The sequence below is a fragment of the Chryseobacterium aahli genome (genome assembly GCF_022699665.1).
Lineage (GTDB): Bacteria > Bacteroidota > Bacteroidia > Flavobacteriales > Weeksellaceae > Chryseobacterium > Chryseobacterium aahli.
Genome location: NZ_JALDNB010000002.1, coordinates 167,526 through 181,828 on the forward strand (window position 1 = coordinate 167,526; position 14,303 = coordinate 181,828).

The window sequence follows — 14,303 nt, forward strand, 5'->3', positions numbered from 1 at the left end:
AATATTACAAAAGTATGACTATCGTAACCAGGAAAATTGTAAAAATGTAAAGTCTAAATATACAGCCAGATATTTTTTTTATTAATGTCTATTTTTTTGAAAAAAGAATGAGGGCTTACTTTGGTCAGTTCTTTAAAATCTTTTGCCATGTGCGATTGGTCGTAGAACAGGTTGTCGTAAGTAAGTTGAGTAAGGTTTTTTGCGCTTTTCTTTTTTTCAATAGCAGAGCGGAAACGGTTGATCTTTCTGTATTCAGAACAGGATTTTCCTACTGTTTTTGTGAAAAGTGTATTGAGATGTTGTCTCGAAATATTGTGCTTGGAAGCAATGTCGGCAATTTTGATATCCGATTCCATATCCTGTAAAATATCTTCTACCAATTGCAGGTCTTTTTGTACAAATTTTGAAAGCCAATATTCTTCGAGCAATTCTATTTGAAGGCTATGATTCTTCAGTTGCAGTATTTCCTTCATTGTTGAAAAAAAGTCAGGAAACGGATTAAAATTAATGGCATTTCCCTGTTGGAAAAGTAGATGAGCTTTATCAATAAAATGATTGATGCCCGCAGGTTTAAAATAAATAGTAATTTCAGGTACAGGATTTTTATAAAGAATTTCAACCGGCGTCGTATAACGTGCAAGATAGTCGGCAATGATCTCTCCCTCAGTAGATTTTGAAATGATGATTTGCCTGTTATCCGTCATCACCTGACTGCCAATTGCCACAGAAAGAATAAAAAAATTGTTTGGAAAGGTAAAATAATGAAACGGTTGATTCATTTCATCGGGAAGCATAAAATAATAACCTTCCATATATTTTTTCAGAATATTATTTTGAGGCTGATAAAAAACTATTTTCATGTACTTAATCTATCATTTTCAATTACTATTTGGCTCAAGTAAATTTGAAGGTTTTATTTTATCCACTTTTCAATAGTGTCAATAAATATTTTTTGCTGATCTACAAAGAGATAATGCGAACAGTTTTCTATGATTTTGAAATTCTTTTTTGTGACGATTTTTTGCAAATCATTCAATTGTTTCTCAGAAAATATGTTGTCCTGCTTTCCATAAATGGCAAATAATTTCACTTTATTTTTCAGCTTTTTTAACATGGGTTTAGTGTCGATATTATTCATGATTTCATTTTTGTAAAACAGAATCGGTGCCTGAGAATTTCGGATATTATTTTTAAAGAAATCACTTCGTTCATAGTCATTTCGGAGATTATTTGCTTCAATTGTTGGAGACGGCATTTTAAAATAATTATTTTGACCTGCTAGCTCAAAGCATTGTTTTCGGTAAGCCGCTGAATTTTTATCTAAACTTTCAATTTCAATAATTTTAGAAAGCATCAGGCTATCATTTTTCTCTTTGTAAATTGCTTTGGTTGTACTTAAAATATGATCATAAGTTTCTTGCTGTGAAAATAGAGCTCCTGCAAGCACTAATGCATTTACTTTTTCAGGATTTTGCTCTGTGAAAATTGTTCCAACCAAACCACCAAAACTATGAGCAATCAGATTTGCTTTTTTGATGTTGTAGAGCTTATAAATTTCGTTTAAATCTTTACTCGCTTCCTCATAAGTGAATATTGCCGTACTGTCGATTGAACGGCCTTCGCCACGACGGTCGTAAGCAATTACATAGAATCCTTTGTCTGCTAATTTCTGCGCTGTTGTACCTTCGAATAGTGTAGCATTTCCACTCGGTCCACCGTGAATGAAAATGATTGCCGGATTTGTGTTTTTCCCGTAAGATTTTGAATAAATTGTTGAGGTTTGAGCATGTAGAGCAAATGTTACTAAACTGAAAATTAATAGAATTATTCGGTTCATATTTTAAATATATTAGTCTTTTTTATTTAAATAAAAATTATCAGCTTTAATCAAAACTATATCGTTTTGAGTTCCGATAATTTAAATTCCTACATCAGCTTTTTTACTTGAAATGATTTTTTCAAGAGAATTTCTTAACTCTAAATTCGTTTTGTTCTGGGAAAATACATGAATGCTGAAAAGGGCAAAAAGGAGCATGAAGGTTTTATTTTTTGTGATCATTTGTAATAATATTGGGTAGCCAAATATAAGATTTTAATGACTAAACCAGCCTCATAGATTTTATCTTTTTCAATGATTCAATCAGGAAAATAATTACACAATGCCTACCTTTACTCAGTTTTTTCATTTAAAAAGATTTCAAATAAAAACTTTAATGCTCGATTCATCTACTTCACGTATTTCAAAAACCGTGGTTTGGCTTATGGCCGTTATTTCCGGACTTGTAGTTGCCAATAATTATTATAATCAGCCTTTGCTTGGATTGATTTCTAAAGATTTTAATATTTCAGAAACTGCAGCGGGAAAAATTTCTGTTCTTACCCAATTGGGTTATGCTTTCGGATTACTTCTGATTGTTCCTTTGGGAGATAAGTTTCTGCGTAAAAAACTGATTTTAATCGATCTGCTTTTGGTTTTTGGAGCATTATTGTTGATGACATTTGCCACAGAAGTCTGGATGTTATACGTAGCGAGTTTGCTGATAGGAATTATATCGGTAATTCCTCAGTTATTTGTTCCGATAGCGGCTGAATTATCCTCAGAAGAAGAAAAATCAGGAAATATAGGATTAGTCGTTTCAGGATTATTACTCGGAATTTTACTTTCAAGATTTGTTGGGGGAATTGTAGGAGAACTGTGGGGATGGCGCACGATGTACGGTATCGCAGCAGGACTCATGCTTTTAGTTTGGCTTTTCGTCTACAAAATGCTTCCTGTACTGCAACCCAATTTTAAAGGAACGTATATTGAATTGATGAGGTCTGTAGCCCATTTAGCCAAAACTCAGCCTGTTTTACAGTTAGCCTCTTTCCGTGGGGCAATGGCTTTCGGATCGATGTGTGCGTTATTTACAACTTTAGTTTTCCACATGGAAAGACCGCCATTTGAGGTCGGAGCTTCTGTAGTGGGAAGTTTTGGTTTAGCCGGAGCAGTTGGCGCGTTAGCTGCCGCTAAAGTCGGAAAACTGCAGAAAAGAATCTCTTTAAACAGAATCATCTTATACGCTCTGTTGATTTTAATCGGAAGTTGGGGATTTACCTATTTTGCAGGAAACACCTATTGGGGATTGATTGTTGGCGTTGTTCTGATTGATTTGGGAGTGCAGTCGAGCCACATTATGAATCAGACCAATTATTTTTTACTGAAAACCACTGCAGTCAACCGTTTGAATACTGTTTACATGGTTTCTTATTTTATCGGCGGATCATTGGGAACATGGTTGGCTTCTATAGCTTGGCAATATGCTCAGTGGGAGGGAGTTTGTACTGTGGGGATTGTTATGGGAGTTCTTGCCTTGGCAGCCCACTTAGTTTTCAGTAAAAGAGTGAGCCTTCACAATCAAAGTGATTAAAATACTATTGAGCTTAAATATTTAAAAAAAATTTCTTTAATTTTCTTCGTTACATTGTACGTTGACCACTTGCCCCTGAATTAATTCTCTATGCTTTTTGCCCCAATGATCAAGCTGCTTCCAGATTGGAACCAGTTCTTCAGCGATTGCGGTCAATTCATAATCAACTCGTGGCGGAACTTCTGCATAAACAGTTCTTTTTACCAATCCTTCTTTTTCCATTTCTCTTAACTGAAGAGTGAGCATTCTTTCAGTAATTCCGGAAATTCTTCTGCGGATTTCACTGAAGCGTAATTTTCCGTTTTCAAGTTTACACAGTATTAACAGCTTCCATCTTCCACCAATTTTGCAGACTGCATAGGTTAAGTCGCATTCCTGTGTAATGTACTGTTCATTAATGCTATTCGTTGAATTTTCCTTTCTGGTTCCCATTACTTACAAATTTGTTAGTACCAAACATTTAGCTGTGTACTATGCAAATTTAAGTCTTCAGATTAATTTTGCACTGTTAAAACAGAGAAACATGCGAAAAATATTATTTACACTCATTATTCTGGGAATTGTTTCCTGCAAAAGTATCAGCAAAACTAAAAAGAAATCAGAGATGGAATTGACGCCACAAATAAGTGAAGTTTTAAATCATTTACAGAAAATCGAGGTGTTTCAAGGTAAAAGTCCTTTAGATATCAGTAGAAAAAATTACGAAACGATGGCTCAACAGATGAGCGGTAAAAAAGAGAAAGTAGCTATCATCGAGGAATTAAGTATTCCAGCAGATGATCATCAAATACCTGTCAGATTATACAGGCCAAAAGGAAACGTGTCAAAATCTCCGGCGATCATTTACATTCACGGGGGTTGGTTTATTTCCGGTGGATTTGAAACCCATGACGCAATTGTACGTCAAATTGCCAATGCGACCGGAGCGGTTATTTTGTTTGTAGATTATCGTCTGGCGCCCGAACATCCTTTTCCTGCGGGATTAAATGATTGTAAACAGGCTACGAAATGGCTTATAGAAAATGCAGAACGGTTAGGAATCGATCAGCAGAAGATAGGGATTGTCGGTGACAGTGCAGGTGGAACGTTGGCAACATCTTTAGCAACAGAAATGGGAAATCAATTGAAGTTTCAGGTTTTAATTTACCCTGCTTCAGATCATATGCTCCGTACTCAGTCTTGGGAAATGTATAAAGACGGTCCTGTTTTGAACAAAGAATGGGGAATACAAGCCTGGAAATGGTACCTTTCTTCTGATGAAGATCAAAAAAATCCTTCAGCTGTTCCAATTTTAATGACGGATTTTAAGGAAACACCACCCACATTAGTTATTCTCGCAGAGCACGATCCATTAAGAGATGAAGGTGAACAATTGGCTCAAAACATGAAAAAATCCGGAATTTCAGTGAAAACTACTTTTTACAAAGATATGGTTCATGGTTTTATGCACATGGGAAGTATTCTTCCGGAAGTACAGTCAGCTGTAAAAGAAATCGCAGAATTTGCAACCCAAAATTTAGAAAAATAAAAATTGATAATGAAGAAGTACGCATACATAGGATGTTTAGGATTTATAGCGGTGATCACAACCGAATTTGGAGTCATTGGAATTTTACCTCAAATCGCCGAGCATTATAAGATCAGCATTGACAAAGCGGGGTATTTATTAAGTGCTTTTGCACTAATTATTGCGCTTACAGGTCCTTTTATGACTTTGCTGACATCAGGATTTGACCGTAGAAAAGTAATGCTGACTGCTATTTCTATTTTTCTGGTTACCGGAATTGTCTCATCGTTATCTCCGCCGTTTTGGTTGCTGATGTTGGTAAGAATACTTCCTGCATTTCTGCAACCGGTTTACATTGCAACGGCATTGTCTGTCGCCATATCAAAGGTTGATAAAAAGCATGAAAATCAAATGATGAGCATTGTTTTCAGTGGAGTAGCAATTGCAATGGTCACCACGGTACCTTTTGCAACCTGGCTATCCGGTATCTCATCCTGGGAATCGTCGTTTATGGTTCAGACCATTGTAAGTTTAATTGCCTTAGTCATCATTTACTTTTCACTGCCGTCATTACCTGTAAAGGGAAAAAAATCGTACTCCAGCCAATTGAAAATCTTAGTTCAACCAACTTTTATCGTCAGCACTGCCATGAATTTTTTTATGATTACCGCATGGTTTTCTACCTACAGCTATTTTGCAGATTATCTTAATAAAGCAAAAGGAATGGATACCACGATGGTGAGCTATATGCTTTTTGTTTTCGGAATTATTGGTGTATTTGCCAATTGGATTGCAGGAAAAATGTTAAGCAAAAATATCACAAATACCACCGCATTTTTTCTTTCGGGAACACTCATCATGCCTGTTTTGTTATATTTTTCAGGGAGTAATCTCCTAGCCAATATTGTGGTTATCGGGATTTGGGGATTTTTATATTCTCCGAGTTTTCTGAATGCTTCCACTTATATGATTTCATCTGTTCCCCAATCTATGGAATTTGCCAACAGTCTCGCCACCTCATTCGGGAATTTAGGAGTTACCTTTGGAACTACGCTTGGCGGATGGATGATTATGACTAAAGGCGTTGAATATAATCCGTGGATCGGTTTTGTTTTTGGTCTGCTCGCTTTCTTAATGATTGCGGTCAGAAAAATACTGGAACGAAAACAAGAATTACCACAGTTATGCAAAGAATAAATCGTCATAATTTTTTTTACAATGAAAGAGATCAGCTAACTTTGACAAAATAATAATTTCATTAAAATTTATATACAATGAAAATAGAAATCTGGTCAGACGTGATGTGTCCGTTCTGTTATATCGGGAAGAAAAATTTTGAGCAGGCATTAGAAAAACTGCCGTTTAAAGATGAAGTAGAAGTAGAGTGGAAGAGTTTTCAGCTTGATCCCACTTTAGAACTTGCTGAAACAAAAACTACGGCAGAATATTTCAGAGAGAAGAAAGGTTTTCCTGAAGAACAGGCAAAGCAGATGACCGCTCAGGTTGTAAATATGGGAAAAGCTTCTGGTATTAATTTTAATTTTGAAAAAGCATTAATTACCAATACATTTCCTGCACACAAAATTCTTCATTTAGCGAAAAAGCACGGTAAATCTTCAGAGATGGAAGAAGAATTATTCAAAGCTCATTTTTTAAATGGCGAAAATGTGGGAGATACAGAAGTTTTATCATCTTTAGCACAAAAATTAGGAATTAATAAAGAAGAAACACAGCAAACTCTTAGCTCTGACAAATTTGATAACGATGTCAATCAGGATATTTTAGAAGGTCGTAACCACGGCGTTACCGGAGTTCCTTTCTTTATTTTAAATGGAAAATATGTCGTTTCAGGTGCTCAACCGGCAGAGCTTTTCGAAGAAGCTTTAACTCAAACGTATAATGAAACTGTAAAGCCTTTTAAAAGTTCTGAAAACTCTGATTTGTCTTGTGATACAGATGGTTGCAGTGTTTAATATAAGCTATTTTTTAATTTAAAATGATAAAAATAAATAATCAAATAACGTTTGCGGTTGAAGATACCCTTTTTGTTTTCGCTTTAGAATCTGAAGCCGGAAAAGCTTTTGATCACACCCAAAAACTCATCACCGGAATCGGAAAAGTAAGTGCTGCCATTGAACTGACAAAAGAAATCATCAGAAGAAAACCTAAGTTAATTGTGAATCTTGGCTCGGCGGGTGGAGTAGGTTTTCATAAAGGTGAGATCATCTGTTGTACAAAGTTTATTCAGCGTGATATGGATGCGCAGGGTTTAGGATTTAAAAAATTCGAAACACCGTTATCCAATATCCCAATCGTTCTCGAAAATGGTTTAAAAATGGACGGCGTACAAGAAGGAATTTGTGGCAGCGGCGACAGTTTTGAGATGAATCACATCAACACAGAATACAATGTGATCGACATGGAAGCGTATCCTTTGGCTCTCATTGCCATGCAGGAAAATATTCCTTTTTTATGTTTAAAATACATTTCAGATGATGCTGGAAGCGATGCTGCTAATGATTGGTCGGTGCAGGTTCTTTTGGCTTCGGAAGCGTTTAGAACACTTTTGTTTGGTGATTAAACTTAGATATTTTAAAAAATGGCTTTTCAATTTAAAGGAAAGTCTTTTTTATTTATAGTATTCTACCAACATTGCCAAAGAATTACTGTCTTAATTTATCGAGTAGGTTAAGTAATAAACGGAATAAAAACAAAAAGTTTTAAATAATTTTATTTCCACAAAAAATACTGTTATAAAAAAACAGGAAAGTATTTTTTTAATAATCTATCAATTCAAGCTTCGATATTCCAAAGGCGAAACGCCAACTTTCTGCTTAAACAGCCTCGTAAAATGCTGAGGATATTTAAACCCCAAATCATACGCCACCTGACTGATTGATTTGTCGATGTCAAAAATCTTCTCTTTCGCCACATCAATTACCTTTGACTGTATGTATTCCTGAGCCGTTTTTCCGGTTTCTTTTTTAATGAGATCTCCAAAATAATTGGCCGACAGGTGCAATTCATCAGCACACCATGCAACAGATGGCAGACCAATACTTTGCGGCTTGTCAGAAGAGAAATATTCATTCACCAACTCTTCAAATTTTTCCAGAACTCCTTTATTAACATTGTCCCTTGTGATAAACTGACGGTCATAAAAACGGATGCAGTAATTCAGAAACAGTTCAATATTAGAAGTAATCAGCATTTTGCTGTGTTTATCGATCGATTGTTGCAGTTCGTAAGAGATTTTTTCAAAACATTCAATCACCAGTCTTTTCTCCTTATCAGAAAGATGGAGCGCCTCATTGGTATGATAAGAAAAGAACCCAAATTCCTGCATTCTTTTCCCCAGAGACGTATTCACCAATAAATCGGGATGAAAAACCAAAGCAATTCCTGTAGGTTGATAAACTTCTTCGTTCAAAACTTCTACCACCTGTCCGGGAGCAAAAAATACAAGCGTTCCGTCCTGATAATCGTAGGTATTGTTCCCATATCTCAAATCTCCACACTTGGTTTGTTTCAGAACTACACAAAACAGATTGAATGTCATTTTATGAGCCGCTCTGGGATCAGATTTAGACAAATCAACCACACTTACCAATGGGTGCAGAGTCTCATTTTTGTTAAATTGATTATAGTCGTTTACCGTCTTAAAATTCACAACTTTATCCATCTTATTTCCTATTTATCAAACAAAATTAGACATTCCAAGTCATTGGTGATTATAAATTGAGTCAAATCAGTAATAATGGTAAGAGAAACCGTAATCTGTATCATTTGGGCGTATCCCTTTGCATTTGCCAACGCCTATTGCCAACGCAAAAATGCAAGCGGGTCGGGCTATCCGCTATATCTTTTGCTCGTCGTTCCTCCTCGCAAAAGGATGCCGCTTCTATCCCTTACGCAGAAAACCGCTTAAAAAATGATATCAGTAATAATGGTAAGTAAAGCAGTAATTGGTATAAGAAGATCATTCAAAATAAGACAGACATTTGTACTGTTAAAAAGATCAGTCAGTAATTATACTTTTAAATATTTCAATATAAAAACATGAAAACAAGAACATTAGGACAAGGATTAGAAGTTTCAGAATTAGGATTGGGATGTATGGGCTTGACCTTTGGTTATGGTCCTGCAGCCAGTGAAGCAGATGCTGTTGCATTAATTCAGAAAGCGTACGATTTAGGCATCACATTTTTTGATACAGCAGAAGCTTACAGCCAGGGTTTGAATGAACAATTTTTAGGAAAAGCCGTAAAATCATTCAGAGATAAAGTGGTGTTGGCTACCAAATTCGGTTTTCCCGATGGAGATTCGTCTAAAGGTGTTGACAGCCGTCCGGAGCGCATCAGAACAGTGGTAGAAAACTCATTAAAATATCTTCAAACCGATGTCATCGATTTGTTGTATCAACACAGAGTTGACCCGAATGTACCAATGGAAGATGTTGCAGGAACGGTAAAAGACTTGATCGCCGAAGGAAAAGTAAAGCATTTCGGAATGAGCGAAGCCGGCGTTGAAAGCATCAGAAAAGCACACGCAGTTTTACCTGTTACGGCGCTTCAAAGCGAATATTCTATGTTTTGGCGTCAACCAGAGAATGAAATTCTTCCATTATTAGAAGAATTGGGAATTGGTTTTGTTCCTTTTAGTCCGCTTGGAAGAGGATTTTTGACGGGAACTATCAATGCAGATACAAAATTTGACAGTTCAGATTTCAGAAATATTGTTCCCCGTTTTTCCGAAGAAAACAGAAAAGCAAATGAGCAGTTGGTTAACCTCGTAAAAGCAATTGCAGAATCAAGTAATGCAACGCCTGCACAAGTTGCTCTGAGCTGGTTATTGGCTCAAAAGCCATACATCGCTCCAATTCCGGGAACTACAAAAATCCACAGATTAGAAGAAAATGTTGGTGCGGTGAATGTTAGTTTATCTGAAGAGGAATTGAGCAGAATCAATATTGCTTTAGAGAAAATCAAAATCGTAGGAGAGCGTTATCCTGCTGCGCTTCAGGCAAGAGTGGGGAAATAATTTTTCAATCATTTAATAAGAAATATCAACATAAATCTGCGGGAAAAATAATCTTCCGCAGATTTTTATTTAGAAATATCCATAAAAATTCAAATAGAAATATGAAAAAAGTAATCGTTATAGGAGCAAGCGGAAGTCTTGCCAAATCTGTAATTGAAGCCGTAAAACCTTTGGAAAGTATAAAAATCACTCTATTCTTGAGAAACAAAAACAGAATTTCTAAAGAACTTTCTAATGATTGCGAAATTTTCGAAGGCGACGCTTTGAATTTTGATGATATAAAAAAAGCAGTTTCAGGTCAAGATATTGTGTATGTTAATCTTGAAGGAAATCTTGAATGGATGACAGAAAACATTGTAAAAGCAATGCAGGAATTAGGGGTCAGAAGAATCATCGCTATCAGTTCTATCGGAATTTATGAAACGCCCTTGAAACCGGTTTTGGTTCCTTACAGAAAATTGGCTGACATTATTGAAAAATCCGGATTAGATTATACTATTCTTCGTCCGGATTGGTTTACCAATATTGATGAGGTTGATTACACTTTGACCAAAAAAGACCAGCAGGAAACAGGTTCTGCAATTTCAAGAAAAAGTATTGCAGATTTTGTTTCAAAGCTGGTGAATAACCCGAATTTGTATGTCAATGAAAATTTGGGAATCAGCAAACCAGATTAATAATAGGTTTACTGATTTCATTTTATCAAGATGAATCCATTATAAATGAATCTTGTCTTTCAAGCTATCAACATTAGATAATGTAGCTTCTTCACGACTGCTAATGTATAATTCAGAGTTATAATTAAATGGATGTTGTTTCGTCATTTCGGATACAACCAAACTCATTTTGGCAACATTTTCCTCACTGCGTCTGCGGACATTTGTATTATAAAATTTAAACAAAATTGACAATGCAAAAAACAATTTTCATCACAGGCGCATCATCAGGTTTAGGAAAAGCGACAGCCAAATTATTTCAGTCAAACGGCTGGAATGTTATCGCAACAATGCGAAATCCTGAAAAAGAAACAGAACTTTCTCAATTAGAAAACGTAACCTTACTTCCATTGGATGTTACCAATCTCGAGCAGATTCAGGAAACGGTAAAAAAAGCGATTGAACTTCATACGATTGACGTGGTTTTCAACAATGCAGGTTATGGTTTGATTGGTGCTTTGGAAGCGTTGACAGACGAACAAATCGTAAAACAATTGGATACCAATCTACTCGGAGTAATTCGTGTAACGCAGGCTTTCATTCCTTATTTCAGAAAAAACAGAAACGGATTATTTATCACAACGACATCAATTGGCGGACTGTTGACTTTCCCTCTGGATTCGCTTTATCACGCTACAAAATGGGCGTTGGAAGGATGGAGCGAAAGTATGTCTTTTGAGCTGGCTTTGCATAATGTTGGCATCAAAACCATTGCGCCCGGCGGAATTAAAACTAATTTTGCAGGAGAATCATTAGCCGTTGCCAATCATCCGGCTTACGAAGACGGAATGCAGAAATTATTTGAATTAATGAATCCTGATAATTTCGAACCAGTAGAATGGATTGCAGATGTAGTTTACGAAGCTGCTACAGACGGAAAAAACCAATTGCGATATGTGACGGGAGAATTTGCCAATCAGTTGTATAATCGTCGTTTAGAAATCGGTTCTGAAGCTGCCGTTCAGGAAATGAAAAAGATGGCTTTTGGAGATTTAATTAATTAAAAAAAATTAAGAAATGAATAACCCGATAAAAGTAGATTCCATATCTCAGCTTCACGAGATGCTGGGTTTTGGGAAGCCCGTTCATCCGTTGATTAGCATTACTCAAAACGCCAATATGGTTGTGGAAGATAAATTTCTGAATCAGCATTTTCTGTTCAATTTCTACAAAATATCGTTCAAGAAAACATTGAAGGGAAAAATGGGATATGGACAAAGTTATTATGATTTTGACGAAGGCGGAATGATTTTTACGGCTCCAAACCAGTTGCTTTCTACCAGTTCAGATGATATTCAGTATGAGGGTTTGACGATGCTGATTCATTCTGATTTTCTGAGGAATTATTCATTGGCTACCCGTATTAAAAGCTTTGGATTTTTTTCATATTCTGCGAACGAAGCTTTGTTTTTGTCGGACAAAGAAAAGGAGACTATTTTTTCGGTTTTTGATAATATTAAAGAAGAATTAAATAACACGATTGATGACTTCAGTCAGGATGTAATCATCTCGCACATCGAGGTTTTGCTCAATTACAGCAATCGTTTTTACAAGCGCCAATTCATTACCAGAAAAGCCGTAAACAACGATTTACTTTCGAAAATCGAAGAACTTTTAAATGCCTATTTTGATAAAGAAAGCGGATTGAATCAAGGTTTGCCAACCGTTGAGTTTCTCGCAACCAAACTCAGTCTTTCTCCACGATATTTAAGTGATATGCTTCGGTCTTTGACGGGGCAAAATGCTCAACAGCTCATCCACGAAAAACTGATTGAAAAAGCAAAAGATTACCTTACAACAACTCAGCTTTCGGTAGCAGAAATCGCTTACCAATTGGGTTTTGAGCATCCGCAGTCATTCAATAAGTTATTTAAGAATAAGACCAATCAGACGCCTGTGCAATTCAAACAAGGTTTTTATCATAACTAGATTTAAAATGAATATAGAAACGTTTATCAAAGATTGGATTGCCGTCAGCAACAGTTATAAAACCGAAAAATATTTGGAATTTTACAAAGAAAATGCCGTTTTGGACGACCCTTCAGTCGGAAGAAAATTTATCGGTCACGACGGAATTAAAGATTATTTTGTGAGTTATTTTATTGGTTATAAAACTCAGACTGAATTGAGGAAATTAGAAGTTAAAGAAAACTCAGCTTACTTGGAAGTAGAATTTACAGGAGAATTTCCAGAGGGTAAAATTGGCGGAAGCTTTGATTTTATTTTTAAAAATGATAAAATTGAATTTGCAAAAGCAGATTTGATTTGAAAAAAAAACCTTCTTGTTTTTAAATTAAGAAGGTTTTTTAATGCTTATTATTGTTTTTTAGATTTTTCCGAACCCATTTCGGCTTTTACTTTTTCCCGATGCTGCATTCCCCATTTTGTCATTGCACCCACAACTTCTTCGAGCGTATGGCTGTAGGGTAGAAGTTCGTATTCTATACTTACAGGATAACCATTTTCTACTTTTTTGATGATAAAACCATTCATTTCGAGTTCTTTCAGTTCGCTGGAAAGTACTCTTGCAGAAATTCCGCTGACTTGACGCTGAATTTCTGTAAAACGCTTGTTTCCTCTCGCCATTGCGATAATAATCATCAGTTTCCACTTTCCGCCAATAGCATATAATGCATCCGAAACTGCCATTAAAACTTTATGACAATCTTCGGTGAAAGCCTTGTTATCTGTTTGATTTTCTTTTGATTCTGCCATAACTTTGGTTTATGTTAGTAGCTAACCTTTAGGTAACAACTAATAAAATGTAAGCAAATATAGTATAATTTTGTCCAAGAATAATTACAGAAAGTAATCGTAAAATTTAATTAAACAAACAAAATTATGACATTAGAAATTTTAAAAAACAAGCAAGATTTGAGAGACTTAGTTGACAATTATGCCTACCTAAGTGATGAGTGGAAAATCTCGGAAGTGATGGATTTATTTACGCCTGACGTTACCTATAAAGTCTTTATGAATGGTGCTTTGGTAGCCAATGTTTCGGGTAGAGAGAAAATGGAAAGCGATTTTAATCTGCACGCTTCACAAGTAAAAACCTATTTTACGTTGAATGGTCAGCATACCACAAAAATTGATGGCGAAACAGCGACAGGCGTTTCTTTTTCTCAGATTAAAATGATTCGTGAAGCTGATGGAAATGATGTTTTAACAGATTACAGTGTGAAGTATGATGACCAATATGTTTTTCAAAATGGCAAATGGCTGATTAAAGACAGAATCGGATATTTTGTGATGATTGAGTCGAGAACTATTTCGTAAAATTTAAGTTTAACAACATTTAAAGCGGTAGAATTTTTTGTTTCGGCAGAAAATTCTATTGGCGTTTTAATATTTTGATTAAATTTAAAATAAGATAAGTTTGAATTTCTTAACTTTGAAAAATGGCTAACAAAGTAATCAGAGAAGTTTCAAATTTTAATAATGAATTAAAGCTGCAAGGTTTTAAAGCATTTCAAATAGAAGGAGACGGTACTGAAACCAGAACCTACAGCAGAAAAGAATTCTATAAAATTTGCCTGACTACATGAAAAAGCAAAATTCATTATTCTGATAAAACCTATGAGCAGGAGGGGACGATTCTCTTTTTTGGCAATCCGCACATTCCGTATT

17 protein-coding genes are annotated in these 14,303 nt (G+C 35.6%); 12 read left to right on the top strand and 5 right to left on the bottom strand.

What is annotated here, in order from left to right; genetic code table 11:
* Positions 1 to 53: 53 nt before the first annotated feature.
* Both MQX03_RS03060 and MQX03_RS03065 read right to left on the bottom strand, forming a co-directional pair.
* The gene (locus tag MQX03_RS03060; protein WP_242801390.1) at positions 54 to 860 is read right to left on the bottom strand and encodes a helix-turn-helix domain-containing protein; all 807 of its coding nucleotides are present in this window, start codon (positions 858 to 860) and stop codon (positions 54 to 56) included.
* A 53-nt stretch (positions 861 to 913) separates the two neighbouring features.
* Complete coding sequence (locus tag MQX03_RS03065; RefSeq protein ID WP_242801392.1) at positions 914 to 1,837, bottom strand: alpha/beta hydrolase; 924 nt, start codon at positions 1,835 to 1,837, stop codon at positions 914 to 916.
* Positions 1,838 to 2,213: 376 nt separating this feature from the next.
* Between MQX03_RS03065 and MQX03_RS03070 the strand changes: the two genes are divergently transcribed.
* Positions 2,214 to 3,410, top strand: coding sequence for an MFS transporter (locus MQX03_RS03070; RefSeq protein ID WP_242801394.1), 1,197 nt, complete (start codon positions 2,214 to 2,216; stop codon positions 3,408 to 3,410).
* A gap of 36 nt (positions 3,411 to 3,446) precedes the next feature.
* Here MQX03_RS03070 and MQX03_RS03075 read toward each other — a convergent pair whose 3' ends face one another.
* The gene (locus tag MQX03_RS03075) at positions 3,447 to 3,842 is read right to left on the bottom strand and encodes a winged helix-turn-helix transcriptional regulator (protein WP_242801396.1); all 396 of its coding nucleotides are present in this window, start codon (positions 3,840 to 3,842) and stop codon (positions 3,447 to 3,449) included.
* 91 nt (positions 3,843 to 3,933) lie between these two features.
* Here MQX03_RS03075 and MQX03_RS03080 point away from each other — a divergent pair, with 91 nt between their 5' ends.
* The 4 genes from MQX03_RS03080 (at position 3,934) to MQX03_RS03095 (ending at position 7,498) form a co-directional block, all read left to right on the top strand.
* Positions 3,934 to 4,938: an alpha/beta hydrolase gene (locus MQX03_RS03080; RefSeq protein ID WP_242801398.1), complete on the top strand. Its 1,005-nt coding sequence runs from the start codon at positions 3,934 to 3,936 to the stop codon at positions 4,936 to 4,938.
* A gap of 9 nt (positions 4,939 to 4,947) precedes the next feature.
* Positions 4,948 to 6,114, top strand: a complete 1,167-nt coding sequence (locus MQX03_RS03085; RefSeq protein WP_242801400.1) for an MFS transporter — start codon at positions 4,948 to 4,950, stop codon at positions 6,112 to 6,114.
* Between the two features lie 77 nt (positions 6,115 to 6,191).
* Positions 6,192 to 6,890: a DsbA family oxidoreductase gene (locus MQX03_RS03090; protein ID WP_242801402.1), complete on the top strand. Its 699-nt coding sequence runs from the start codon at positions 6,192 to 6,194 to the stop codon at positions 6,888 to 6,890.
* Positions 6,891 to 6,913: 23 nt separating this feature from the next.
* Positions 6,914 to 7,498 (top strand): 5'-methylthioadenosine/S-adenosylhomocysteine nucleosidase family protein, encoded by a 585-nt coding sequence (locus tag MQX03_RS03095; protein ID WP_242801404.1) that lies wholly within the window; start codon positions 6,914 to 6,916, stop codon positions 7,496 to 7,498.
* 207 nt (positions 7,499 to 7,705) lie between these two features.
* Here the strand turns inward: MQX03_RS03095 and MQX03_RS03100 are convergent, their stop codons facing one another.
* Positions 7,706 to 8,599 carry a helix-turn-helix domain-containing protein gene (locus MQX03_RS03100; protein ID WP_242801406.1) on the bottom strand — a complete coding sequence of 298 codons (894 nt, stop codon included), beginning with the start codon at positions 8,597 to 8,599 and terminating at the stop codon, positions 7,706 to 7,708.
* A gap of 377 nt (positions 8,600 to 8,976) precedes the next feature.
* On the opposite strand from MQX03_RS03100, the gene MQX03_RS03105 reads away from it, so the two are divergent.
* The 5 genes from MQX03_RS03105 to MQX03_RS03125 all read left to right on the top strand — a co-directional run bounded on the left by MQX03_RS03105 (position 8,977) and on the right by MQX03_RS03125 (position 12,942).
* Entirely contained in the window at positions 8,977 to 9,957 is a 981-nt protein-coding gene (locus tag MQX03_RS03105; protein ID WP_242801408.1) for an aldo/keto reductase, read from the top strand.
* 101 nt (positions 9,958 to 10,058) lie between these two features.
* The gene (locus MQX03_RS03110; protein ID WP_242801410.1) at positions 10,059 to 10,634 is read left to right on the top strand and encodes an NAD(P)H-binding protein; all 576 of its coding nucleotides are present in this window, start codon (positions 10,059 to 10,061) and stop codon (positions 10,632 to 10,634) included.
* Between the two features lie 233 nt (positions 10,635 to 10,867).
* On the top strand, positions 10,868 to 11,677 hold the full coding sequence (locus tag MQX03_RS03115) for an SDR family oxidoreductase (protein WP_242801412.1): 810 nt from the start codon (positions 10,868 to 10,870) through the stop codon (positions 11,675 to 11,677).
* Between the two features lie 13 nt (positions 11,678 to 11,690).
* Positions 11,691 to 12,602, top strand: coding sequence for a helix-turn-helix domain-containing protein (locus MQX03_RS03120; protein WP_242801414.1), 912 nt, complete (start codon positions 11,691 to 11,693; stop codon positions 12,600 to 12,602).
* A 7-nt stretch (positions 12,603 to 12,609) separates the two neighbouring features.
* Positions 12,610 to 12,942, top strand: a complete 333-nt coding sequence (locus MQX03_RS03125) for a nuclear transport factor 2 family protein (protein ID WP_242801416.1) — start codon at positions 12,610 to 12,612, stop codon at positions 12,940 to 12,942.
* Positions 12,943 to 12,989: 47 nt separating this feature from the next.
* Here the strand turns inward: MQX03_RS03125 and MQX03_RS03130 are convergent, their stop codons facing one another.
* On the bottom strand, positions 12,990 to 13,388 hold the full coding sequence (locus tag MQX03_RS03130) for a winged helix-turn-helix transcriptional regulator (protein ID WP_242801418.1): 399 nt from the start codon (positions 13,386 to 13,388) through the stop codon (positions 12,990 to 12,992).
* A gap of 126 nt (positions 13,389 to 13,514) precedes the next feature.
* Between MQX03_RS03130 and MQX03_RS03135 the strand changes: the two genes are divergently transcribed.
* A complete protein-coding gene (locus MQX03_RS03135) occupies positions 13,515 to 13,952 on the top strand; it encodes a nuclear transport factor 2 family protein (RefSeq protein WP_242801420.1) in 438 nt (145 codons plus the stop codon).
* A 122-nt stretch (positions 13,953 to 14,074) separates the two neighbouring features.
* Complete coding sequence (locus MQX03_RS20500; protein ID WP_317224548.1) at positions 14,075 to 14,221, top strand: hypothetical protein; 147 nt, start codon at positions 14,075 to 14,077, stop codon at positions 14,219 to 14,221.
* Positions 14,222 to 14,303: the final 82 nt, after the last annotated feature.

Bases quoted from the DNA above. Each gene is read 5' to 3' on its own strand.
- MQX03_RS03060 (WP_242801390.1), bottom strand. From the start codon at position 860: ATGAAAATAGTTTTTTATCAGCCTCAAAATAATATTCTGAAAAAATAT.
- MQX03_RS03065 (WP_242801392.1), bottom strand. From the start codon at position 1,837: ATGAACCGAATAATTCTATTAATTTTCAGTTTAGTAACATTTGCTCTA.
- MQX03_RS03070 (WP_242801394.1), top strand. From the start codon at position 2,214: ATGCTCGATTCATCTACTTCACGTATTTCAAAAACCGTGGTTTGGCTT.
- MQX03_RS03075 (WP_242801396.1), bottom strand. From the start codon at position 3,842: ATGGGAACCAGAAAGGAAAATTCAACGAATAGCATTAATGAACAGTAC.
- MQX03_RS03080 (WP_242801398.1), top strand. From the start codon at position 3,934: ATGCGAAAAATATTATTTACACTCATTATTCTGGGAATTGTTTCCTGC.
- MQX03_RS03085 (WP_242801400.1), top strand. From the start codon at position 4,948: ATGAAGAAGTACGCATACATAGGATGTTTAGGATTTATAGCGGTGATC.
- MQX03_RS03090 (WP_242801402.1), top strand. From the start codon at position 6,192: ATGAAAATAGAAATCTGGTCAGACGTGATGTGTCCGTTCTGTTATATC.
- MQX03_RS03095 (WP_242801404.1), top strand. From the start codon at position 6,914: ATGATAAAAATAAATAATCAAATAACGTTTGCGGTTGAAGATACCCTT.
- MQX03_RS03100 (WP_242801406.1), bottom strand. From the start codon at position 8,599: ATGGATAAAGTTGTGAATTTTAAGACGGTAAACGACTATAATCAATTT.
- MQX03_RS03105 (WP_242801408.1), top strand. From the start codon at position 8,977: ATGAAAACAAGAACATTAGGACAAGGATTAGAAGTTTCAGAATTAGGA.
- MQX03_RS03110 (WP_242801410.1), top strand. From the start codon at position 10,059: ATGAAAAAAGTAATCGTTATAGGAGCAAGCGGAAGTCTTGCCAAATCT.
- MQX03_RS03115 (WP_242801412.1), top strand. From the start codon at position 10,868: ATGCAAAAAACAATTTTCATCACAGGCGCATCATCAGGTTTAGGAAAA.
- MQX03_RS03120 (WP_242801414.1), top strand. From the start codon at position 11,691: ATGAATAACCCGATAAAAGTAGATTCCATATCTCAGCTTCACGAGATG.
- MQX03_RS03125 (WP_242801416.1), top strand. From the start codon at position 12,610: ATGAATATAGAAACGTTTATCAAAGATTGGATTGCCGTCAGCAACAGT.
- MQX03_RS03130 (WP_242801418.1), bottom strand. From the start codon at position 13,388: ATGGCAGAATCAAAAGAAAATCAAACAGATAACAAGGCTTTCACCGAA.
- MQX03_RS03135 (WP_242801420.1), top strand. From the start codon at position 13,515: ATGACATTAGAAATTTTAAAAAACAAGCAAGATTTGAGAGACTTAGTT.
- MQX03_RS20500 (WP_317224548.1), top strand. From the start codon at position 14,075: ATGGCTAACAAAGTAATCAGAGAAGTTTCAAATTTTAATAATGAATTA.